General features: G+C 38.3%; 20 protein-coding genes. 13 read left to right on the forward strand and 7 right to left on the reverse strand.

The window, feature by feature from the left end:
* Positions 1–39 precede the first annotated feature (39 nt).
* The gene (locus tag ACQKEV_RS01995; RefSeq protein WP_427442859.1) at positions 40–1,044 is read right to left on the reverse strand and encodes an EAL domain-containing protein; all 1,005 of its coding nucleotides are present in this window, start codon (positions 1,042–1,044) and stop codon (positions 40–42) included.
* 349 nt (positions 1,045–1,393) lie between these two features.
* On the opposite strand from ACQKEV_RS01995, the gene ACQKEV_RS02000 reads away from it, so the two are divergent.
* Positions 1,394–2,020, forward strand: a complete 627-nt coding sequence (locus tag ACQKEV_RS02000) for a protein kinase family protein (protein WP_427442861.1) — start codon at positions 1,394–1,396, stop codon at positions 2,018–2,020.
* Positions 2,021–2,238: 218 nt separating this feature from the next.
* Here the strand turns inward: ACQKEV_RS02000 and ACQKEV_RS02005 are convergent, their stop codons facing one another.
* Positions 2,239–2,718 carry an Lrp/AsnC family transcriptional regulator gene (locus ACQKEV_RS02005; RefSeq protein WP_427442863.1) on the reverse strand — a complete coding sequence of 160 codons (480 nt, stop codon included), beginning with the start codon at positions 2,716–2,718 and terminating at the stop codon, positions 2,239–2,241.
* 184 nt (positions 2,719–2,902) lie between these two features.
* Here ACQKEV_RS02005 and ACQKEV_RS02010 point away from each other — a divergent pair, with 184 nt between their 5' ends.
* Positions 2,903–3,850: a DMT family transporter gene (locus ACQKEV_RS02010; protein WP_427442865.1), complete on the forward strand. Its 948-nt coding sequence runs from the start codon at positions 2,903–2,905 to the stop codon at positions 3,848–3,850.
* A gap of 57 nt (positions 3,851–3,907) precedes the next feature.
* On the opposite strand, the gene pepF is transcribed toward ACQKEV_RS02010, so the two are convergent.
* The gene (gene pepF / locus ACQKEV_RS02015; protein ID WP_427442867.1) at positions 3,908–5,728 is read right to left on the reverse strand and encodes an oligoendopeptidase F; all 1,821 of its coding nucleotides are present in this window, start codon (positions 5,726–5,728) and stop codon (positions 3,908–3,910) included.
* Between the two features lie 349 nt (positions 5,729–6,077).
* Between pepF and ACQKEV_RS02020 the strand changes: the two genes are divergently transcribed.
* The 10 genes from ACQKEV_RS02020 to ACQKEV_RS02065 all read left to right on the forward strand — a co-directional run bounded on the left by ACQKEV_RS02020 (position 6,078) and on the right by ACQKEV_RS02065 (position 16,470).
* Positions 6,078–6,902, forward strand: coding sequence for an amino acid ABC transporter substrate-binding protein (locus ACQKEV_RS02020; RefSeq protein WP_427442869.1), 825 nt, complete (start codon positions 6,078–6,080; stop codon positions 6,900–6,902).
* Positions 6,889–7,590 carry an amino acid ABC transporter permease gene (locus ACQKEV_RS02025; RefSeq protein WP_427442871.1) on the forward strand — a complete coding sequence of 234 codons (702 nt, stop codon included), beginning with the start codon at positions 6,889–6,891 and terminating at the stop codon, positions 7,588–7,590. The genes ACQKEV_RS02020 and ACQKEV_RS02025 overlap by 14 nt, the downstream gene beginning before the upstream one ends.
* 26 nt (positions 7,591–7,616) lie before the next feature.
* The gene (locus tag ACQKEV_RS02030; protein WP_427442873.1) at positions 7,617–8,351 is read left to right on the forward strand and encodes an amino acid ABC transporter ATP-binding protein; all 735 of its coding nucleotides are present in this window, start codon (positions 7,617–7,619) and stop codon (positions 8,349–8,351) included.
* Between the two features lie 533 nt (positions 8,352–8,884).
* A complete protein-coding gene (locus tag ACQKEV_RS02035) occupies positions 8,885–9,286 on the forward strand; it encodes a hypothetical protein (protein WP_427442875.1) in 402 nt (133 codons plus the stop codon).
* A 270-nt stretch (positions 9,287–9,556) separates the two neighbouring features.
* Positions 9,557–9,946, forward strand: a complete 390-nt coding sequence (locus tag ACQKEV_RS02040; protein ID WP_427442876.1) for a hypothetical protein — start codon at positions 9,557–9,559, stop codon at positions 9,944–9,946.
* A gap of 316 nt (positions 9,947–10,262) precedes the next feature.
* The gene (locus ACQKEV_RS02045) at positions 10,263–11,648 is read left to right on the forward strand and encodes an alkaline phosphatase (RefSeq protein ID WP_427442878.1); all 1,386 of its coding nucleotides are present in this window, start codon (positions 10,263–10,265) and stop codon (positions 11,646–11,648) included.
* A gap of 70 nt (positions 11,649–11,718) precedes the next feature.
* Positions 11,719–12,378: a DUF4352 domain-containing protein gene (locus ACQKEV_RS02050; RefSeq protein ID WP_427442880.1), complete on the forward strand. Its 660-nt coding sequence runs from the start codon at positions 11,719–11,721 to the stop codon at positions 12,376–12,378.
* Between the two features lie 289 nt (positions 12,379–12,667).
* Positions 12,668–14,050 (forward strand): class II fumarate hydratase, encoded by a 1,383-nt coding sequence (fumC, locus tag ACQKEV_RS02055; RefSeq protein WP_427442882.1) that lies wholly within the window; start codon positions 12,668–12,670, stop codon positions 14,048–14,050.
* Between the two features lie 146 nt (positions 14,051–14,196).
* Positions 14,197–15,195 (forward strand): hypothetical protein, encoded by a 999-nt coding sequence (locus tag ACQKEV_RS02060; RefSeq protein ID WP_427442883.1) that lies wholly within the window; start codon positions 14,197–14,199, stop codon positions 15,193–15,195.
* Between the two features lie 30 nt (positions 15,196–15,225).
* The gene (locus ACQKEV_RS02065; protein ID WP_427442885.1) at positions 15,226–16,470 is read left to right on the forward strand and encodes a hypothetical protein; all 1,245 of its coding nucleotides are present in this window, start codon (positions 15,226–15,228) and stop codon (positions 16,468–16,470) included.
* Positions 16,471–16,685: 215 nt separating this feature from the next.
* On the opposite strand, the gene ACQKEV_RS02070 is transcribed toward ACQKEV_RS02065, so the two are convergent.
* Positions 16,686–16,979 carry a hypothetical protein gene (locus tag ACQKEV_RS02070; protein ID WP_427442887.1) on the reverse strand — a complete coding sequence of 98 codons (294 nt, stop codon included), beginning with the start codon at positions 16,977–16,979 and terminating at the stop codon, positions 16,686–16,688.
* A gap of 147 nt (positions 16,980–17,126) precedes the next feature.
* On the opposite strand from ACQKEV_RS02070, the gene ACQKEV_RS02075 reads away from it, so the two are divergent.
* The gene (locus tag ACQKEV_RS02075) at positions 17,127–17,816 is read left to right on the forward strand and encodes a GNAT family N-acetyltransferase (protein ID WP_427442889.1); all 690 of its coding nucleotides are present in this window, start codon (positions 17,127–17,129) and stop codon (positions 17,814–17,816) included.
* A gap of 47 nt (positions 17,817–17,863) precedes the next feature.
* On the opposite strand, the gene ACQKEV_RS02080 is transcribed toward ACQKEV_RS02075, so the two are convergent.
* The 3 genes from ACQKEV_RS02080 to ACQKEV_RS02090 all read right to left on the reverse strand — a co-directional run bounded on the left by ACQKEV_RS02080 (position 17,864) and on the right by ACQKEV_RS02090 (position 20,752).
* Positions 17,864–18,466 (reverse strand): response regulator, encoded by a 603-nt coding sequence (locus ACQKEV_RS02080; protein ID WP_427442890.1) that lies wholly within the window; start codon positions 18,464–18,466, stop codon positions 17,864–17,866.
* On the reverse strand, positions 18,463–19,599 hold the full coding sequence (locus ACQKEV_RS02085; protein WP_427442893.1) for a histidine kinase: 1,137 nt from the start codon (positions 19,597–19,599) through the stop codon (positions 18,463–18,465). The genes ACQKEV_RS02080 and ACQKEV_RS02085 overlap by 4 nt, the downstream gene beginning before the upstream one ends.
* A 94-nt stretch (positions 19,600–19,693) precedes the next feature.
* Positions 19,694–20,752, reverse strand: coding sequence for a fatty acid desaturase (locus ACQKEV_RS02090; RefSeq protein WP_427442895.1), 1,059 nt, complete (start codon positions 20,750–20,752; stop codon positions 19,694–19,696).
* Positions 20,753–21,019 lie beyond the last annotated feature (267 nt).

The following is a 21,019-nucleotide window of genomic DNA, read 5'->3' on the forward strand; positions in this document are numbered from 1 at the left end:
AGAAGCAAGCGCCAGTAAAGGCACTCGCTTCCTTTGGATTTACGCAATTTCGATAGTCATCTTTGGGGTTTCAGCAGGTTTACCGAAAAGATAACCTTGTCCCAGATCATACCCTAAACTTTCGCACACTTGCGCTTCTTCGATGCGTTCGATTCCTTCTGCCAACGTTACGATTCCCAATGCTTGTGCACGTTTGTTAGCTTCTTTCAGGAAATCCATTTTATTTTGGTCTTGATCACAGAAACTGATATAGGAACGATCGATTTTTACGTAATCAGGCTTTAGCATCTCCAACATATCCAAGGTAGAGAATCCAGATCCTACGTCGTCCAATGCCACTTTCATGCCTTCTTTTTTGTAACGATCCAACACGCTCTTCAAATGGCCCACATCCACTATTTTTTCGGTTTCAACTACTTCAAATACTAAGTCTTGAGGATTTACTTGATATTTTTCAACAATTTTAAATGTATGTTGTAAGCAAAAATCTGGGTTGTAGATGGTGGATGGCAGGAAATTAATAAAGCTTTTTATTCCTGCAGGCACTTTTCCTTGGCGTGCTTTTACGGCTGTTTCACGAGCGCGCTGGTCCAATAAGGAATGAAGACCAGTTTTGGTAGCGACATCAAATAATTTTCCCGGTGATAATGCCATGTGAGAATTAGTGGTACGCAGAAGCGATTCGTATCCATATACTTCATTAGACTGAAGAGAAACGATTGGTTGTAGGTAACTAACCAATTCTCCGTGTTGAATTAAGTTGACGGTATCTCTTTCATAAAAACGCAACACGAAAGTCTCTAAATCAATTAGTCTTTCAGGTCTGCTCGTCCGAGAAAGTCCCATCCTTAAATCGGCAACTTGTTTAAGTCGATTTAGTTCATCTTCTATAGTCGAAAATGAAGTATAAGGCATATAAGCGATATCTTTGTTCATCATGTGATACGCTTCTGTCATATGTAGGTGTATATGGTTGGATTCAATAAATAAAAAACCTTCTTCATAAAAATCAAATGAAATTCCGCAGTGTACGCAACTAGTCATTAATGCACCTCGTATTTTATTATGTATGTACCTTAAGTATCACAATAAGTTTCGAATATCGCAATAATTTCGGCAAACAAAAAAACCCTCAAATCAATTTTATTGACGGAGGATCGTGTGAAATTTATAATTAAAGGACAAAGTTCATACGCAATCTTCCATTAAGGGGAGTAGCTATACAGCAAAGTCGTCAATACAGGAAGTTTTCCTCGGCTTTGATGGCAACAGAAGTTGTTTGCGAGACCTTACCAATTATTTGGTGAGGTCTTTTATTTCTAAGAGACGTTGTGACCAGTAGTTGGTTATAACGTCTCTTTTTATTGATTATACTAGAATAGGGGGTCTGAGCTTGGAAACTTATCAAGAACTTGCAAAATCAGTCGTCATTTCCGACAAGAAAAATCGACTTCTTCGCTATGACGATGCTTTGACGCTGGTAGGTACCGGGAGAAGTGCATTTGTCTTTCGAATCAAGTCTTCCAGTAAAGCCATAAAAATCTTTTTTCCCGAATTCACATATATCGCAAAAGAAGAAGCGGATATTTATAAAGCATTACAGGATATCTCGTATTTCCCGACCATTTACGATGCGGGACCGAACTATATTGTCATGGATCATATAGAAGGACGTACGCTTTTTGAATGCGTCAATCAAGGATTTCCTATCACGTCAGAGCATATCGATGAAATCGATCGCGCTTTATCAATGGCTTTAAAGAGAGGGCTTAATCCATCGGATATTCACTTAAGGAATATTTTTATTACAGCGACAAATGAAATCAAGCTAATCGATGTCGCCCGTTTCAGGCAAACAAAAGATTGTACCCAGTGGAGCGATTTAAAAGCGGTGTATTCCCATTATTATACGAAGCCGTATTTCCCGAAAAAAATTCCTGCACCTGTTATGAACACCGTTGCATTCTTTTATAAAAAACAGCTGATTCCGCATCAGTTGTCATCATCAAAAATGGATTAACAGGAAGGCTGCCTTTGAGGATTTTATTAGTAAGTAAGAAAGCGACAGTTTTTCAACTGCCGCTTTTTCTTATGGGATAAGGAAAGTATATAAATGGCCCGTTAACGCGAATAGAACCCCAGCGAACGCGAATAGACCGGCCAATATAAAGAAAACCGAGAATAAAGCTAATTAGTTATGGACATCTGCGACCGCAGTTTTTTTCTTCTTTGAGCTTCTTAGGAATTATTAATCGGTAGGACGGTAGAGTGTTTGATTTCACGCAGGACCAGGCTGGTTTGGATGCGTGAGATGCCCAATTTGTTCAGAATCCGAATGAACTGTTCAAGTTCGTGACGGTTTTTGTTCGCCACTTTTAATAAATAATCGTATTCTCCAGTTAGGCAATGACACTCAAGAACGGCAGGAAGGGCTTCCAAGTTCTTTTCTAATACTTCAAGTTTCTCTGCTTGATGGATGTCTGTGCTAATAAAGATGTAACACAACAAGTCGAAGCCCAGTTTCTGTTGATTGAGAATCGCCACTTGCCTGTTGATGTATCCTTCCATTTCTAAACGTTTTATGCGTGCATGTGTGGCTGGGGGTGATAAACTCACCCGACGTCCAAGTTCTGCATTACTAATATTCGCTTCTCTTTGCAGAATATCGAGAATTTGAATATCAGTTGAATCGAGTACTTTGCTAATAAATGATTCCATATAATTTACCTCTTTCATTTTTATTCCAAAAAGGATTTCTTGAGTAGTATTTTACGGAATATTTTTAAGTAATTACAGTATATTCTTTTGTTTATTTTGAAATTAACGGATATGACGAAATAATATATGGTCAAGGCGATGGTGGTGTTAATATTAATGTAATAAGAAAAGGGGGTTAAATGACATGCCATACATTTATTATGCTTTGTTGTTGTTTACAAGTTTGTTATGGGGAGGCAATTTTGTAGTTGGGAAATCATTAGTGGACCATACTTCTCCTATGACACTGACAACACTAAGATGGTTAATTGCAGTCATTTGCCTCACTCCAATTGTTTGGTGGAAAGAGAGAAGTTTGTTCCTAAACCGTAAAGCCATCGTACCTCTAGTCTTAATGGGGGCATCTGGAGTCGTTTTATTTAACCTTTTTCAATTCCTGTCTTTAGAGTTCACTTCTGCAACAAATGTCGGATTGATTTCTACATTTAACATGTTTTCCATTGCCTTGTTTTCATTCTTGTTTTTAAAAGAGAAAATTAACAAGTTCCAGTTAGGTTCTATGTTTATTTCTTTCATGGGAGTGCTATTAGTTTTAACCAAAGGGCATGTTGAAGTGCTGTTTTCCATTGGTTTTAATAAAGGTGACTTATTGATGATGGCTGCGGTATGCATCTGGGGATTGTATTCGGTGATCAGTAAGTGGGCGATGAAATATACGACCGCTTTAAAAGCGACTTTGTATTCGGGAGTATTTGGTGTAATCATGTTATTACCTTTTAATGTTCATGATTTTACACTTACAAAAGTGGATGCTACTTTTATCCAGTCGATTTTATACACAGGTGTCGTTTCTACAGTCATCTGTATGTTGTTATGGAACATGGCCGTTCAAAAAATAGGTGCCACCACTTCAGGTGTTTTCCTAAATTTTAATCCAATCTTCACTGCCATTCTTGCTTATTTCATTCTTGGGGAACGAATGACTTGGATACAGGGAGTTGGGAGTTTAATTGTCATCATAGGTTGTTTTTTGTTCACATATTTTAAAATGAAGCAGTTTCCCGCAAGATTCCTATTGTTTAGAGAAAAGAGTGTCACTATCGCTTTCGTTCGAAAACAATTGAAAATGTAACAAATGAAAACGAACCTTGGTCGTATATAGACCGAGGTTCGTTTTTTTGAGTTGTATCTATTTAGCAGGTACTGCTTCGATTTCTTCTGTCAATTTGACCAATTCATCAATTAGTTCGCCGATGTAGGCAATCGTGTCGCGAAGTGGTTTTTCAGTCGTAATGTCGACGCCTGCCATTTGAGCAAGTTCAACTGGAGATTTCGTTCCGCCTGCTTGAAGAACTTCCAACCACTCAGCTACAGCTGGTTCTCCTTCTTCCAAAATACGTTTTGAAACTTGGGTAGAAATTGTCAGTCCCGCGCTGTAAGTGTACGGATACAAGCCCATGTAGTAATGAGGTTGACGCATCCAAGTTAATTCAGCACCTGGCGTGATGTCGACTGCATCTCCCCAGAATTCTTCCAGTACGCCACGTTTGATTTCATTTAAAATGCCCGCATTGACGTTTTTCCCTGCATCCACTCGATCATATACTTTGCGTTGATAAGCTGCTTCCAGTAAATGTGTCACGAAGTTGTGGTAATAAGTGCGTGCCACAATCGAAGAAATAACCCAACGCTTGAACTTCGGATCATCCGAGTTCTCAAGTAAATGATTTGCCATCAGCATTTCATTCATCGTCGATGGTGCTTCAATGAAGTATAGCGATGGGCGAGAGTTAAAGACATTTTGTTTTTTATGTGCATTGTAGAAATGACCGGCATGTCCAAGTTCATGGGCCAATACAAATACTTCATTCATACGGCTTGACCATGAAATCAAAATGTAAGGATGAGATCCGTAAGGGCTGGAACAGAAAGCACCTGTCGACTTTCCTTTGTTTTGTGCAAAGTCAATCCAACGCTCATCAAATGAACGGTTGACCATGTCCAAATAGTCTTCACCCATAATCGCAAGTGCGTCGTTCATGTATTTCTTAGATTCTTCAACTGTGATTTTGGGCTCATATGATGGATCTAATGGAATCTTCAGGTCCGCAAAAGTCATTTCTTTTAACCCGTGAACGTCTTGAAGCAATTTCGCATATTTGCGCATATGAGGTGCAAGTTCAGTCATGATCAAGTCGATTTGGCGGTCGAACAACGACTTATCCACTTCTTGTCCAAACAACAAGTAATCAAAGATATTGTCATAGCCGCGTAAATCGGATGTTGTTTTTTCGATTTGTAATTTCATATCATATGTTTTTGCAGTCGTATGCTGGTAGTTTTTCAATTGATTTGAGAATGCCTCGAATGCAGCACGACGTACTTCTGTATCCGTTTCCGCTTCCCAGTCACCTTCAAAGAGTACATAGCTTAATGGATATTTTTTGCCGTTCACTTCGAAATCCTCGAAAGAAAGGTCAACCATTTTCGTCGTATTATATAACTCGTAAGGACCACCGAATGAAGAAGAGTAAGCGGCCAACGTTTTTTCCACTTCTGGATGGAGCTGATGTGGTTTTTTACGAATCAGTTTTTCCAAATAGTGACCGAATTCAGTTGAGTTTTTCATTGCGTCTTCCAACACTTCCACCGGTAACTCCAGTAATTCACTATCCACAAACGATAATTTGCTGCTTAAATTTGCAGAAACTGAACCGAATTTGGCAGATCGCATTTGAGCATCGCTGTCCGTCTGATCCGTGCTGTACGCAAGACTTGCATAGGTGCCAAGCGGAACAAACATTTCATAAATGCTCGCATATCCTTTTAAAACTTCTTCAGCAGATTGTGCATCTTTAATCTGGCCTTTAAATTGTTGTTGGAACGCGGCCACTTCTTTTTCAAGAGCTGTAAGTGCATCTTGGTAAGCTTCTTCTGATGTGAACAGATCTTGTAAATTCCACGTTTCGTCTATTTTGACATCTGAACGTGCAGGCAAACTTTGAACCATTTTCATCTCTCCCTTTTATTACGGATGTCGAACTAAAATCTATTATATCTTTATTTATTGAAAAATTCACTCTTTTTATAAAGTTTTATTCTGCTCGCCGTATGTCTTTATAAAATTAAGTTTCATCAATATATAAGCGGGGATAACAATTGTATGTAATCAAAAAAATTACAAAAAATCCGAATAGGAAAGGTTCATTTCCATCATCATAGTAAGTGACAGAATTAATAAGATAATTCTTAATTATTCGCGTTTTGATACACTGAGATTTTTGTTTTGACGCAATTAACCCCATGATATAAGATTATTAATACCAAGTAAGTCTATAAGAATTAGGAGGAATAAAGATATGAAGAAATTAACTGCATTATTTGTACTGCTTCTTACAGCAGTTTTCATGTTATCGGCTTGTGGTACTTCAAAGGACGATAACGCATCTAAAGATGAAAAGAACACAGGATCAACTGAAAGTGATTTATTAGCAAAAGTGCAAGAAGATGGGGAACTATTAGTCGGTACAGAAGGTACTTACCCTCCATTCACGTACCATGATGAAAGTGGTAAGCTAACTGGATTTGATGTTGAAATTGCGGAAGAAATTGCTTCACGTTTAGGTGTGAAAGCGAAATTTATGGAAACGCAATGGGATGCAATGTTCGCTGGTCTTGATTCAAAACGTTTTGACATGATTGCAAACCAAGTGGGAATCAAAGAAGAACGACTTGAGAAATATGATTTCTCAGAACCATACATTTCTTCTGCAGCTGTACTGGTAACACATGCAGATAACAAACAAGTGAAGAGCTTTGAAGATCTTAAAGGATTGAAATCGGGACAATCATTAACAAGTAACTATGCTGAAATCGCTAAATCTTACGGTGCTGAATTAGTAGGCGTCGATGGCTTTAATCAAGCAATCGAATTATTGAACTCTCAACGTGTGGATGCAACAATCAACGATAAATTATCCGTTTTAGATTTCCAAAAACAAAAACCGGATGCAAAAATTCAAATTGTAGCCGAAGCAGACGATGTGGCTCAAAGTGGAATGATGTTCCGTAAAGGTAATGAAACATTAGTTGAAGCTGTAAACAAAGCATTGAACGAAATGATTGAAGACGGCACGTACGACGAAATCTCAGAAAAATGGTTCGGCGAAAATGTTTTGGAATAGTTTTTCCGTCGACCCTGAAAAAATGGAGCGCTACCTAGATATCGCGCAATCTTCCCTCCAGCCTTTGCTGGAGGGTGCTGTTGTATATACACTTCCATTAACTCTAATTTCCTTTATATTAGGGCTAGCGTTAGCTGTATTGACGGCTTTGGCAAGAATCTCGACCGTTAAGCCGTTTCAATGGATTGCCCGTTTCTACGTTTCTGCCATTCGCGGTACGCCATTATTGGTACAGTTGTTCATCTTATTTTATGGATTAGGTTCTGTTGGAATTGTCATTGATCCATTTCCTGCAGCGGTGATCGGATTTTCTTTGAATGTTGGAGCCTATGCTTCAGAAGTGATTCGTGCGGCCATTCTGTCCATACCTAAGGGTCAATGGGAAGCTGCTCATATGATTGGGATGTCCTATTCTCAAACGCTGAAGCGCGTAATTTTGCCACAAGCAACTCGTGTGTCCATTCCACCACTATCGAATACGTTCATCAGTTTGGTGAAAGATACGTCTTTAGCATCTCTGATTCTCGTAACAGAAATGTTTAGAAGAGCGCAGGAAATTGCGGCGACCAATTATGAGGTATTGTTGTTATATACAGAAGTAGCGATTATTTATTGGATTATTTGTTTCTTCCTTTCGCTTATCCAAGGTCGATTGGAACATCGCTTCGATCGCTATGTATCGAGATAACTTAAGGATAAAGAAAGGAGTAAGAGATGATTTCAATAAATGGTTTACACAAACAATTTGGCGACCTTGAAGTGTTAAAAGGAATCGACCTTCAAGTCAATAAAGGCGAAGTAATCGTGGTTATCGGACCTTCAGGATCAGGCAAGACGACATTACTACGATGCTTAAATATATTAGAAGTCCCTAGTTCGGGGAGTATCACAATCGATGATCAGACAGCGGACTTTTCTAAATCTCTTCCAAAAAGAACGATTGATTTATTTAGAAAAAAATCAGCGATGGTTTTTCAGCACTATAACTTGTTTCCACATATGACTGCCATTCAAAATGTCATGGAAGGTCCTGTTACTGTGAAGAAACTTTCAAAAGCGGAAGCTCGTAAAAAAGCTGAACAGCTATTAATTAAAGTGGGTCTAGGAGATAAGCTGGATTTCTATCCTCACCAACTTTCAGGTGGTCAACAGCAACGTGTAGGAATCGCTCGAGCGTTAGCACTGGAACCGAAAGTGATGCTGTTTGATGAACCAACTTCAGCACTGGATCCCGAATTAGTCGGGGAAGTGTTGCAAGTGATGAAAGATTTAGCAGGTGAAGGCATTACAATGGTCGTCGTGACACATGAAATGCGATTCGCCAACGACGTGGCTGACGAAGTTATCTTTATGGATCAAGGTAAAATTATCGAACGCAGCAAACCGATCGATATGTTTACCAATCCAAAAGAAGAACGAACAAAGCAATTCTTGAACTTGCTTCAATAAAAAAGATACGAATAAAAAAGGCATCCAATTAAACTAATAATTGGATGTCTTTTTTCTTTGTAAAAAAACATTATTGAGTTCTCTTTTACTAATACTTTCATGTGCAAAAGATAAATTCATAGCTTTGATATTCTTCCTATCGATATAGTAGAACATGACAAATCGATTAATTTTAATTTGAAAATCAGGTGAAACTACTTTTTAACTCGCCACGTATCAGTTAATGAGGATGACAAGCGCATGCAGAAGAGTGACAATGGAACGATAGTGGAGGTATAACCATTATCAAGCCGATTTCCCAATAGACGGCATTTTGATATGCGTCATGGCATAAAGAAACTTTTAGTGTCACAGAATAAATAGCTTCTACGGTTGCAGGGTCTCCCTACAGGAGAGCTGTTAGAGAACCAGCTCATACTAAAAGTGGTGCAATGCCAAACAATTTGTGCCTAATTGGCATTCTCTATACCCCAATGGAAACGTGTAGATTCTCCCCATTGGTTTAGATGAAATATTTAAGGAGACTGATGTAAATGTTTGATTGTTGTGAAGGAATATTAACAATTCAAGAGAGTGAAATATTAATTGACAAGTACAAAAAAAAATTTATTGATCGAACTAAATATAATTACATTTGGGAAGGGGTTGGGATTTCTAGGGTTGAACAGTTTAAAATCTCCTATGTTGAATTAATGAAATTTGCAGAAGGTATAAAGAAATCCTATGTTTTTACACATTTTCTAAAGGATTATCCGAATTTTCAAGACCATAATAGAATCCGATGCTCTAATTCTATTGCGAAAATCTTAGAAATTAACGATAGGAATCCCCAAGATTTGTATTTTTTTGACAATACTTTTAATTGGACAATAATAAGTTCACATGAATTTTTAGACCTAGAAGAAAAATTTCACTACATGTTAATTAGAAATTAGTGTCACTCCACTACTAGTTTTTCGCATTAACAATAATATTAATAAACATAAAATATTCCCATCAGTATTTTTTTGAGGCCATGCAAAATATTAATGAAATCAAGTATGTCTTTTTGTCTACCATAGATAGCTCCAAGAAATTATTTATACTTACATCGAATGACAAAAAATAAAGAATAATTGTTATATCTTAAGTAACATTAAGAACTTGGTTTACACTATACTTTATACGTCTATATAATAGAAACAAAACTTTTAGGAGCTGATTCTATGTTCAAAAGGAATTCAATTAAATCTATTCCAGTACAAGATACGGTAGAAGAAGAGGAAAACATCTATGCTATATTGCCACCTCCAGGAACAATTATTGGAGATGCAACCGAAGAAGAAATGGAAATGGCAGCACAGCTTGAAGTCAGACATATGGCTTTCATGAGGCTACAGGATATGAATATACAATTTGATGGAACGTCATATAAAGATCTATTAAAAGATTTTTTAGAATTTGAAACTGAGTCGAGTAAGTTTTGGAGAGGCGTATGTAGCCGTTTAGCCGTACCGTACGAATGGGCTATCAGAATCGATCATGCAAACGGACCCATTTATATAGGAGACGTTGGAGAACCTAACCTTTATGCCGAAGAGGAAACAGAAAATTAATAACAGAACAAGAGAGTTATTCAATTTATCAGAAGTAGAGCGTGTGTAGATTTTCAACACACGCTTTTTTATGTCACAAAAAGGAACAAGCGTTCGTTTGAATTGTTTTTAATACAAAGAAATCATTTGATTTTACTAATCAATGTTTACAAACTGTTTAAAAGTTTTTGTTTTCTATGTTTCAAATGTTACGAAATGACTAGTGTAGATTTACACCGTTTTAATTTACTTTTACTTTGGTTTAATAGGAGATTAACAATCTTCCTTTATAGTAAACCTTATCAACATAATAAAATGAATGGTGGAGGTTATTCGGATGCTTAAAAATAAAATAACAAAAAAGCTAATTCCTATCTGTGTTGTATCAACTCTTGCATTAGGTGGTTTAACTGCAACAATTACTAATACTAACGTACAAGCTGCAGAAAATGAAAGAAACAATGATAACAGGGAAATTAAAAATGTTATTTTCTTGATCGGGGATGGGATGGGTTCAACCTATACTTCCGGTTATCGTTATTTTAAGGATGATCCTTCAACGGCTGCTGTTGAAAGAACAGTATTTGATAAGTACCTCGTTGGACAACAGATGACTTATCCGGAAGATCCAACACAAAACGTTACAGATTCTGCTTCCGCGGCAACAGCTATGTCAGCTGGTGTAAAAACATATAACGCTGCAATTGGGGTAGATAACGATAAATCAAAAGTTAAAACCGTATTAGAGGCTGCAAAAGAAAATGGTAAAGCAACAGGCCTTGTTGCTACATCCGAAATTACCCATGCAACACCAGCTTCATTTGGTGCTCACGATGAAAACCGTAAAAATATGAATGCTATTGCTGATGACTACTATGATGAATTAATAAATGGCAAACATAAAATTGATGTCCTTCTTGGTGGGGGTTCCTCAAATTTTGTTCGCCCTGATCGAAATCTTACGGAAGAATTCCAAAAATCCGGATTTAGTTATGTAACTAACAAAGAGCAGCTTTCAAAGGATAAAAATGGACAGGTTCTTGGATTGTTTGCATCTGGTGGTCTTCCTAAAATGATTGATCGTACAGAAGAAGTACCCTCTCTTCAAGATATGACAACATCAGCAATCCAACGATTAAGCAAGGATAAAGACGGCTTTTTCTTAATGGTCGAAGGAAGCCAGGTAGACTGGGCTGGACATGATAATGATATTGTTGGTGCAATGAGTGAAATGGAGGACTTTGAAAAAGCTGCTAATGCTGCAATTGAGTATGCTAAAAAGGACAAGCATACACTAGTTGTTATTACAGCTGACCATTCAACTGGCGGATACTCAATTGGTGCAGATGGAAATTATAACTGGTTCGGTCAACCATTAAAAGCGGCTAAGCGAACACCTGATTTTATGGCAGCTGAAATTGCTAAAGGTGCAGATGTTGAAAAAACATTAAAAACGTATATTGATCAAAAACTATTAGCATTAACAACCCAAGAAATCCAATCTGTTAAAGATGCTGCAACGACTAAAAAAGTCACTGATATTGACAATGCAATCGAAGCAATCTTTAATGAGCGTTCTCATACAGGTTGGACAACTGGTGGTCACACAGGTGAAGACGTACCCGTATATGCCTACGGACCTTACAAAGAACGTTTGGCAGGCCAAATTGATAATACAGACAATGCTAAAATTATCTTCGAATTGTTAGAAAAAAATAAATAACAGATATTACTAAAAAGCCCGTTGCTAAGGCGGCGGGTTTTTATTATGAAGAATTTTGAGGGGGATTCCTATGAAAAAAATATCATTTTTCTTGATTCTTCTATTAGTTCTTACTGGCTGTTCATCAGTAAATAACACCGAGAATAAAACTACTGGAGATCAAGTCAAAACAATCGACCAAACGGAAAAAAACCAAAATGTGAAAAAAGACGTATATGTGCCGAATCCGCAAATAACGGATGACATTAATCTTGAGACAGTTGGAGAAACCGTTACCGATGACAAAGGAGAACTTACACTAAAATCCTATAAACGTATAAATAAAACAGTTAATATAGGCGGCGTTGAAATGGTTTTAAAAGAAGTCAAGTTGATGCATTTTGTTCCGGATTACAGCATGATTGACTTTTTTCACTCCTACACTCATGAAGAAGAGTTTGATTTTTTAAAAGTAGGTATTGAAGTTAAAAATACATCTGATGAAGACATGAAATTCACACCAGTTGCTTTTGTTAAGACGAGTAATGGTGAACTGAAAACTTGGGAAGATGATATTTTTCTCGAAGAATTGAATGGAGAATTACAAAGCAATAGTGATAAGAAAGGTAATATGGGTTTCATTTTGGAAAACACAAGTGACATTAAATCAATTGAATTTCTAACAAGTGATGTTCTTAATAACGTGGACGAAAGTGTTGAAAAAGCGAAAACTATAAAAGTGGATATCTAATTAAGACACCTTCATTTTAATGAGTGCAGTTATGTAAATAAGAATTCTATTACCTCTTAGGACTAATTATACTAAAAAGCAGCTTTCTTCACTTGTGGAGAAAACTGCTTTTTCAATGTAGTTAACTTAACAGTTCCGATCACCACATATAACAGGATATGTCATCCTAAAACTTATTATTGAATTATGTATTAAATCAAAAGCTGTTAAGAAGGATATGCTATAAGTTGAATTATTTGAATTTTTTTCAAGTTTAGAATTAAACTTGCTCAAAGGAGGAGTATCTAACATGACCAAATTCCGAATAGAACGAGATTCCATTGGGGAAATTCAAGTACCCGTCGATAAAATGTGGGGTGCACAGACTCAACGTAGTAAAGAGAATTTTGCGATTGGCACCGAGCTGATGCCTACTGAATTGATACATGCATTTGCCGTTCTAAAAAAAGCAGCGGCAAAAGTGAATTTTGATTTAGGTACGTTGAGTGAAGGGAAGATGCAGGCGATTTCTCAAACTGCTTCAGAAATTCGGGAAGGCAAATGGGATGAACATTTTCCTTTAGTCGTTTGGCAGACCGGGAGCGGTACACAATCCAATATGAACGTGAATGAAGTAATAGCGCATCGGGGGAATCAGTTACTGAAGGAATCTGGGAGTGAAGAAATACTTCATCCGAATGATGATGTGAACAAATCGCAAAGTTCTAATGACACGTTCCCTACGGCTATGCATATTGCGGCAGTGGAAGTCGTGCAGATAATGTTATTACCTGAGCTTGCTCGTTTAAAACAAACCTTTGAAAAACAAGAAAATGAATTTAAAGATATCATCAAAATCGGCAGAACACACTTGCAGGATGCCACGCCATTGACGTTAGGTCAGGAAATCAGTGGGTGGAAACACATGGTGGTAAAGAGCGAAGAAATGATCCGTGAAAGTCTTGTTCATGTTGGAGAACTTGCCATCGGAGGGACGGCAGTCGGAACTGGTATTAACGCACATGCTGAATTCGGGGAACGTGTGGCGAAAGAAGTGACCGCTGAGACTGGGTTGCCGTTCGTTTCATCGGCGAATAAATTTCACGCTTTGACCAGTCATGATCAGCTTGTCTATTCGCATGGAGCATTAAAAGCATTGGCTGCAGATTTAATGAAGATTGCCAATGACGTTCGGTGGCTGGCTAGTGGACCACGAAGCGGAATAGGTGAAATAACGATTCCAGCGAATGAACCAGGAAGTTCAATTATGCCTGGGAAAGTAAATCCTACACAAAGTGAAGCGTTGACGATGGTTGCAACCCAAATCATGGGCAATGATTCGACCATTGGTTTCGCGGCAAGCCAAGGGAACTTTGAATTGAATGTGTTTAAACCCGTCATTTTCTATAATTTTATGCAATCCGTGAGATTGTTGAGTGACAGTGTGCGTAGTTTCCATGACCACTGTGTCGTAGGAATACAACCGAATGTGGAGCAATTGTCACACCACGTAAGCAATTCTTTGATGCTGGTAACGGCTCTTAATCCGCATATTGGTTATGAAAATGCAGCGAAAATCGCCAAGCAGGCACATGAATCTGGCAGTACGTTGAAAGAGGCAGCGCTAAAGAGTGGACTACTGACAGAAGAAGAGTTTGATCGGATTGTCGACCCTTCGAAAATGATTCGATAAATAAAAATGGAATCCCCAACATCTCAGGATGAACGGGATTTTATCTTTTTTATGGGCCAAAAGTTATATTTTAATTAATAAGGTGATCCAAAACTGAACTTTTGACGTTAGCTCTTGTAAATGAATGAAGGGAGGTGAATGACGACGTGCAAAAACGAATGATGCAAATTGCCCTACTCTTCGGTGTGTTAAGTATTCCATCGTTTGCTTCCGCAGATGGTGGACTGCTTGGATCAACTTTGAGTCAACCGACAGAAATTGTAAATACTGTGACTGAAGAGGTTGCCAATACGACTTCCCAAGCCGAAGAAGCACTGCCAATTAAGGCAGAACAAGGAGAATCACTTCAACCAGTAACAGCGATTGTAAAAACCGTTACCGAAACAACACAAAAAGTAACGAAAGCTGTGGAAAGTGAGAAGCCTATCGTGGAAGTGAAAGTCTCCACATCTCCTTCAGTTAAAGTTAATACGGGTGTGGTTGAGGCAGAAGTTTCAAAAACACCTAAAGTGAAGGTTGATACGAGCATTGCAAAGGTGGAAGTGGCAGATACTGTGGCAGTTGACACTGAAGTGGTACAAGCTGAAGTGAAACGTGACCAGCAAATTTCTGTACAAACCCCTGTAGTAGATGTTGACAGTTCGGTACCTACTCAATCGACAACTGATAAAGAAATTCTTGTAAACCCAGTTCCAGAAACTGAAGTTACTGAACTACCAGTTGAAAAATTGAAACAAGAGGTACCTCCGGTTATGACGAATGAAATTGTTAAACCGGATATTTCAAAACAGCGAATTATAGACGAAGAGCAAAATGATGCGTTAAATGAAACGTCACGAAATGAACGCTTATTAAACGTCGAGATTGATAAACCCAAAAATGCTCTATCTATACCAATGAAAATGCCGACCAATTACGAGCAAGTGCAAGCGACACCAACCTTCCAGTCGGGTCCTTCTACTCTATCGAATTCGAGTCTCTCGTCGGGTAGTATGACGTTTGCTTTGTTGGATGGATATGATGTATCAAATCAAAATGAGCCATTAGCTTACTTTGGAAAGACTAGACTCTTCTTTGATCAGTGGTTAAATGCACCACCGTCACAACCACCTCAACACTCTCTTTTTAAGATAAGTAGAATATAAAAAACTTATACTAAAAGGAGAGAATTTCACATGAAAAACGTACTAAGAACTTTAACAATTACAGGTGGATTAGCAGCAAGTCTATTAATCGGGGCAGGTGCTACATCTGCAGCAGAAAATGATTCTTTATTGAACCTGAATGATGGTTTAGTTGAGAACTTGAACATTCTCGAATCGAATGAAGACAATAACGTAGACTTTAACACTCAGAATGATGCATCTTCAGATGTAAACGTGGAATCAACAGAGGAATCGGTTACTTCAAACGCAGATGCTAACACAGAAGGTTCTATCGATACGGTTATTGAAGGCGAAGATGAATCCGCAGCAGTAAACGCTGATGGAAATGCTGGTGTGATGAATGAAACAATCGTTGATGAAGAAAATGATTCAGTAACATCGACAACAGAAGCGGCAACTGAAGGGGCAATCGGAGCTGAAGTTGAAGGCGAAGATGAATCTGCAGCGGTAAACGCTGAAGGTAACGCTGGTGTGATGAATGAAACAGTCGTTGATGAAGAAAATGATACAGTAACATCGACAACAGAAGCGGCAACTGAAGGGGCAATCGGAGCTGAAGTTGAAGGTGAAGATGAATCTGCAGCGGTAAACGCTGATGGGAATGCTGGTGTGATGAATGAAACAATCGTTGATGAAGAAAATGATTCAGTAACATCGACAACAGAAGCGGCAACTGAAGGGGCAATCGGAGCTGAAGTTAAAGGCGAAGATGAGTCTGCAGCAGTAAACGCTGATGGAAATGTTGGTGTGATGAATGAAACAATCGTTGATGAAGAAAATGATACAACAACTTCGACAACTGAAGGGAACATCGGAGCTGGTTTAAACTCAGTGTTTGAAAATGAAGAGAATTCTTCTTTCTTAAATGCTGATAACAATACTTCATTCGTAAACGTTATTGAAACAAACGAGGAAAATGATTCATCATCTTTTGCACTTGGAACTGAGTCTGTAACAAACTTAGGTTTAGGTTCTGAAGACACTGATAACGAAGAATCTGCAAAAGTTATGGCCGCTGTGTCTGCATTAATTGAAGCGCAAAGCACAGAAGACTCTTCTCGTTTAGGAACTGAAGTAGATGTAGCATCTATGGTAGGTTTGGATTCAGAAGATGAAAACTCTTTCTCTTCAATGTTAGATGCAACTGCAGGCCTTTGGGTACAATCAACACATGAAGATGACAACAATTCAAGCGAATTAGGATTAGATCTTGGTCTTGGATTTGCTTCAATGACAGAAACATTTAATCAATAAGATAAAATGAGAAAAGACTGAGCCCCTAGGGGTTCAGTCTTTTTTGAAATGAGGCTGAGCGATGGCTCAGTTGTAAAAAATGAACTCTTAGTTGGAAAAAAAGGGTGTTTAGGTGGAAAAATCCGCATCTTAGGTGAAAAAATGAAGCTTTAAGTTGTAATAGTTAAAAATAGGAAATTATAAGATGTCGTCTCTCAGTCAACAAGTTTCTGACATTACTTTGAGAGCCTATTAGCTTCCTCTGAAACCACGAAGGCAAGATCATCGTTTCCGAACATTTGTAGAATCTCAATGAGTGTACCGGAATCAATGTCCAAATCCATGGGTTCATTGTTCTCAATGGTTGATTTCAACGTTTCATTGGCACCTTGAGAAGGGTATGCTTTTTGATATAAAGATAATGGGTCAATATCATGGTTTTGACACCATTGTACAAATAATTGAATCATGACTTGCTCGTCTTCTTGATATTTTTGGATGATAAATTCAGTCATGGTTTTTTGATCCATTATTTCAAATCTCCTTTTAGTACTCTATTAATCTGTGACTACATCTTACCACGTCGTAATGTGACAAACACTTAAACAGACAATCTGACCAATATCTGCATTACAATTTAATTAAACGCTAGTTTAAATGGAAGCGGGGAGAAACGGATGGAACAACAAATATTAGTAGATTCACTTGTACTTGTCCCAAAAATCTTGAATCACCAGCACTTGCAAGACATGATGGAGCTTCAACAACTTGCGAAAAAACAAATGGATTCTACTGATACGCTGCAACCATTATCGAGAGATGAATTTCAATATATCTTCAGCGGGAATGGGCTTCTAATTGGCTTGTTTGACGGGCAACAACTGGTCGCATTCCGTGCGTTACTGGTGCCGTTCATTGATGGTGAACACTTAGGGATGGATGCGGGGCTTTCATTAGAGGCATTAAGTCGTGTCGTCTATCAGGAACTATCAATTGTTCACCCAGCCTACCGTGGAAAAGGTCTTCAACTTCAAATGGGGGAGATTCTAATGGACAATATCGATCGTTCTCGATTTGATTATGTATGCGCAACGGTCGCCCCGTTTAATATCCCAAGTCTGAAGGATAAATTCGCCTTAGGTCTCCACATTGTTGCCTTGAAACACAAATATGGTGGCAAGCTTCGCTATGTTTTTTTGAAAAATCTCAAGGATGAGAAGGTGGAATATAGCCGCTCACAAGATGAAAAGTTGATTCCAATGACCGACACACTGATGCAGCAAAAACTGTTGAACGAAGCATATGTAGGTGTCGGCATGAGTTCGTTGAATGAAGAATGGCACGTGCAGTACCAGCGAGAATTCTAATCCAATAGAGTAGAGAAAAGCACTCCCGGAAGGAAGTGCTTAAGTGCTTACTTAAACCAGCCTTTTTCTTTGAACCTAGATATGGCTTCTATTCGATTGGTTACGTCCAGCTTGTCTAAGATGACGGAAATGTAGTTTCTGACCGTCCCGGTTGTAATGTATAGCTGACTCGCAATCTCTTTTGTGTTCTTACCGTCTGCGATTAATTCAAGTACTTGATGCTCTCGTTCCGTTAAAGGATTTTCGTCTCCACTATAGGCAAGATCGATCAGTTCCGGTGCATATACACGACGTCCTTCCATGATGCTGCGTATGGAATTGGCCAGATCTTCGCTTGGGCTATCTTTCAGGAGATAGCCCATAACATTGGCTTTTCGCGCGCGTTCAAAGTAACCTGCACGGGCAAAGGTAGTAAGAATGATTACTTTGCAGTCATGTTCCTTCAGTTCCTCCGCAGCGTCCAAACCCGTTTTAGAGGGCATTTCAATATCCATAATGACCACATCGGGATTTAATTGGTGGACCAAAGATATAACTTCTTCTCCATTATGTGCTTTCCCGACAACCTCCATGTCATCCTCCAAATCGAGTAACGAACCAAGAGCTCCCAGTAACATGCGTTGATCTTCAGCAATGACAATACGAATCATGAATTTTCCTCCTCAACCGATTGTAAGATGACGTGTGGAATCCGGATATTAAGGGTCGTACCATCATTACCCGAGATCTCAATGCTTCCGTTGACGAATTCCAAGCGTTCTTTCATGCCACGTAAGCCATTGCCATCTGCGAAATGTGAATCTCCTTCAAATCCAATACCATTATCTTGCACTTGAAGAAACAATTCTGTTTGCGATTGTTTAATTAAAACGTGACAAAACGAGGCTTGACTGTGTTTAACGACATTGGTAATCGCTTCTTTCAAACACATACCTAGGACATTTTCAACGAGTAAAGGCGTATCTTTCAGGACTGAATTCCCTTTTACTCGGAAGTCGATTTCTGCTGCCTTCAAGATCTGTTGGACACGTATAAGTTCATCCACGAGCTTACCTGAACGCATATTTGAAACAAGTTCACGAACTTCTTTTAACGCAATACGAGCCGTGTGATTTATATCAAAAAGTTCATTTTTAGCACGTTGCGGGTCTTTATCGATCACTTTGCTAGCTAAGTCGCTTTTTAATCCGATTAAAGAAAGCTTTTGGCCCAATGTATCGTGTAAATCCCGTGCAATCCGTTGGCGTTCCTGCATAACAAGCAATTGCGAAATGCGTTTATTTGCATTTTCCAGCTGACCTTCGAGTTTTTCCTGTTTATTGCGGTTATACGAATTGAAAGGCAATAAAATCACACCGATGACGCCAATTAGTATGAATGGGAATTGGGAGGCGAGTAAGTCATATTGAGTGAAGAACCCAATACTGACAGACGCCATGGTCGTAACGAGATGGACCACATACATCGTGATGAAACCAGTTTTGTTGCGGATGTTGCCGATAAAAAATGCCAGGAACAACGAAAAATAAAGATAGCCAAACAAAATAATTAACGTAATACTGATGGCAATTTGAAAGGCAATCCACACATACATCCGCCATCCTTTTGAAATGAACGATTGGCGGTACGTTAAAAAGAAAGCTAAAACTAATAATAGTCCAAGGAAGCTTTCCGATGGGGAGTATGATTTAAATATATAAAATAACGGCAAAATACAAAAAATAATCCATATGTAAATACTGACGTATGGGTTTTTAGGGAAAATTTGATACCAGCTTTGCATAAAACCCTCCATAAATTAGGTGTTTTTGTTTTGAGTTAAGTATAACAGACAGAAAAACCATTCCATATGCGGAATGGTTTTTCATCTATACTATTTATTTTTCTTGAATGCTTGAACGTTTTGTTTGTATTTGTTGCATTGTAGAATTCTTCGTATCATTCAATAAATGTTTGATTTCATTAAAACCTACAAACGTTTTTTTCGTTTCGTCATATAGACGGAAGCGGATCGATTGTAAACTTGTTTTTAACGTAATCGTCGTTGCCTGGTGAAGTGGTGGTGTTGATTCATGAGCTTGTTCCAACAAGTAGTTAGGTACTCGTGGGCTTAAATGATGCACATGGTGATAACCGATGTTACCAGTTAACCATTGTAGAACTTTAGGCAATTTGTAGAACGAACTGCCATCCACTGCTGCTTTAACATAATCCCATTGGTCTTCATCTTCAAAATAAGAATCTTCAAATTGATGTTGTACATAGAACAACCAGATCCCAAAAGATCCAGCAACAATCAAGATTGTACCTTGAATGATCGCAAACGCCTGGATACCCACTAACCAAATCATAAATGCATATAATGCAACGATTGCCACATTAATAAAGTAAGTGTTGTTACGTTCTTTTTTGCGAGCGTCTTTACGGTTAAAACGGTTTGATACCAAGTACAAGAACAATGGTCCTAAACCGAACATCACTAATGGATTGCGGTATAGACGGTATGCAAAACGACGACCTGGTGATGCTTCAAGATATTCATTAACCGTCATAACCCAGACATCGCCTGTTCCGCGTTTGTCTAAGTTACTGCTAGTTGCATGGTGAATCGAATGATCACGTTTCCATTTTTCATAAGCGAACAAAGTCAAAATGCCTGTAATGGTTCCCAAGATAGCATTGGCCTTCTTGCTTTTGAAGAAAGAACCGTGTGTACAGTCATGAAAAATGATAAAGATTCGAACGATGAATCCTGAAGCAATCACTGCTAGAGCGATTGTTAAGAAAATCGAAACGTCTAAACTCAAATATGCTAAGTACCATAAAATGAAAAATGGGGGAATCGTATTCACAATTTGCTTGATACTTGCTGACATATCAGACTTCTCAAACGGCGCCACTTGCTTGCGTAACTGCATTGTTTTTTCTTTACTCATAGCGTCCTCCTGGAAAAAATGTATTTTAATTTTTCTCTAAAAAACTTGTTACCTTAAGAATAGGGATTAGGAGCAGATAATAAAAGTCATAAACGTCAAGTGAGTGGTATGACAAATATCATATAGGTCGTGATGATTAGAGTAATAGTGATGCATCCATATTTTCTGCGGACATGTGTAAAAATGCATAAGTTAACGAATTTTCTATGTAAAATTACCTGTTAAATGCATCAATTTCTCTCGACTAAGCACCTTTCATAAAAGCCG

Source organism: Paenisporosarcina sp. NPDC076907 (assembly GCF_050269735.1).
Taxonomy (GTDB): domain Bacteria; phylum Bacillota; class Bacilli; order Bacillales_A; family Planococcaceae; genus Paenisporosarcina.

Bases quoted from the DNA above. Each gene is read 5' to 3' on its own strand.
- ACQKEV_RS02090 (WP_427442895.1), bottom strand. From the start codon at position 20,752: ATGAGTAAAGAAAAAACAATGCAGTTACGCAAGCAAGTGGCGCCGTTT.
- ACQKEV_RS02065 (WP_427442885.1), top strand. From the start codon at position 15,226: ATGAAAAACGTACTAAGAACTTTAACAATTACAGGTGGATTAGCAGCA.
- ACQKEV_RS02085 (WP_427442893.1), bottom strand. From the start codon at position 19,599: ATGCAAAGCTGGTATCAAATTTTCCCTAAAAACCCATACGTCAGTATT.
- ACQKEV_RS02045 (WP_427442878.1), top strand. From the start codon at position 10,263: ATGCTTAAAAATAAAATAACAAAAAAGCTAATTCCTATCTGTGTTGTA.
- ACQKEV_RS02030 (WP_427442873.1), top strand. From the start codon at position 7,617: ATGATTTCAATAAATGGTTTACACAAACAATTTGGCGACCTTGAAGTG.
- ACQKEV_RS02070 (WP_427442887.1), bottom strand. From the start codon at position 16,979: ATGGATCAAAAAACCATGACTGAATTTATCATCCAAAAATATCAAGAA.
- ACQKEV_RS02010 (WP_427442865.1), top strand. From the start codon at position 2,903: ATGCCATACATTTATTATGCTTTGTTGTTGTTTACAAGTTTGTTATGG.
- ACQKEV_RS02075 (WP_427442889.1), top strand. From the start codon at position 17,127: ATGGAACAACAAATATTAGTAGATTCACTTGTACTTGTCCCAAAAATC.
- ACQKEV_RS02005 (WP_427442863.1), bottom strand. From the start codon at position 2,718: ATGGAATCATTTATTAGCAAAGTACTCGATTCAACTGATATTCAAATT.
- ACQKEV_RS02050 (WP_427442880.1), top strand. From the start codon at position 11,719: ATGAAAAAAATATCATTTTTCTTGATTCTTCTATTAGTTCTTACTGGC.
- pepF (WP_427442867.1), bottom strand. From the start codon at position 5,728: ATGGTTCAAAGTTTGCCTGCACGTTCAGATGTCAAAATAGACGAAACG.
- ACQKEV_RS02040 (WP_427442876.1), top strand. From the start codon at position 9,557: ATGTTCAAAAGGAATTCAATTAAATCTATTCCAGTACAAGATACGGTA.
- ACQKEV_RS02025 (WP_427442871.1), top strand. From the start codon at position 6,889: ATGTTTTGGAATAGTTTTTCCGTCGACCCTGAAAAAATGGAGCGCTAC.
- ACQKEV_RS02035 (WP_427442875.1), top strand. From the start codon at position 8,885: ATGTTTGATTGTTGTGAAGGAATATTAACAATTCAAGAGAGTGAAATA.
- ACQKEV_RS02020 (WP_427442869.1), top strand. From the start codon at position 6,078: ATGAAGAAATTAACTGCATTATTTGTACTGCTTCTTACAGCAGTTTTC.
- ACQKEV_RS01995 (WP_427442859.1), bottom strand. From the start codon at position 1,044: ATGACTAGTTGCGTACACTGCGGAATTTCATTTGATTTTTATGAAGAA.
- ACQKEV_RS02080 (WP_427442890.1), bottom strand. From the start codon at position 18,466: ATGATTCGTATTGTCATTGCTGAAGATCAACGCATGTTACTGGGAGCT.
- fumC (WP_427442882.1), top strand. From the start codon at position 12,668: ATGACCAAATTCCGAATAGAACGAGATTCCATTGGGGAAATTCAAGTA.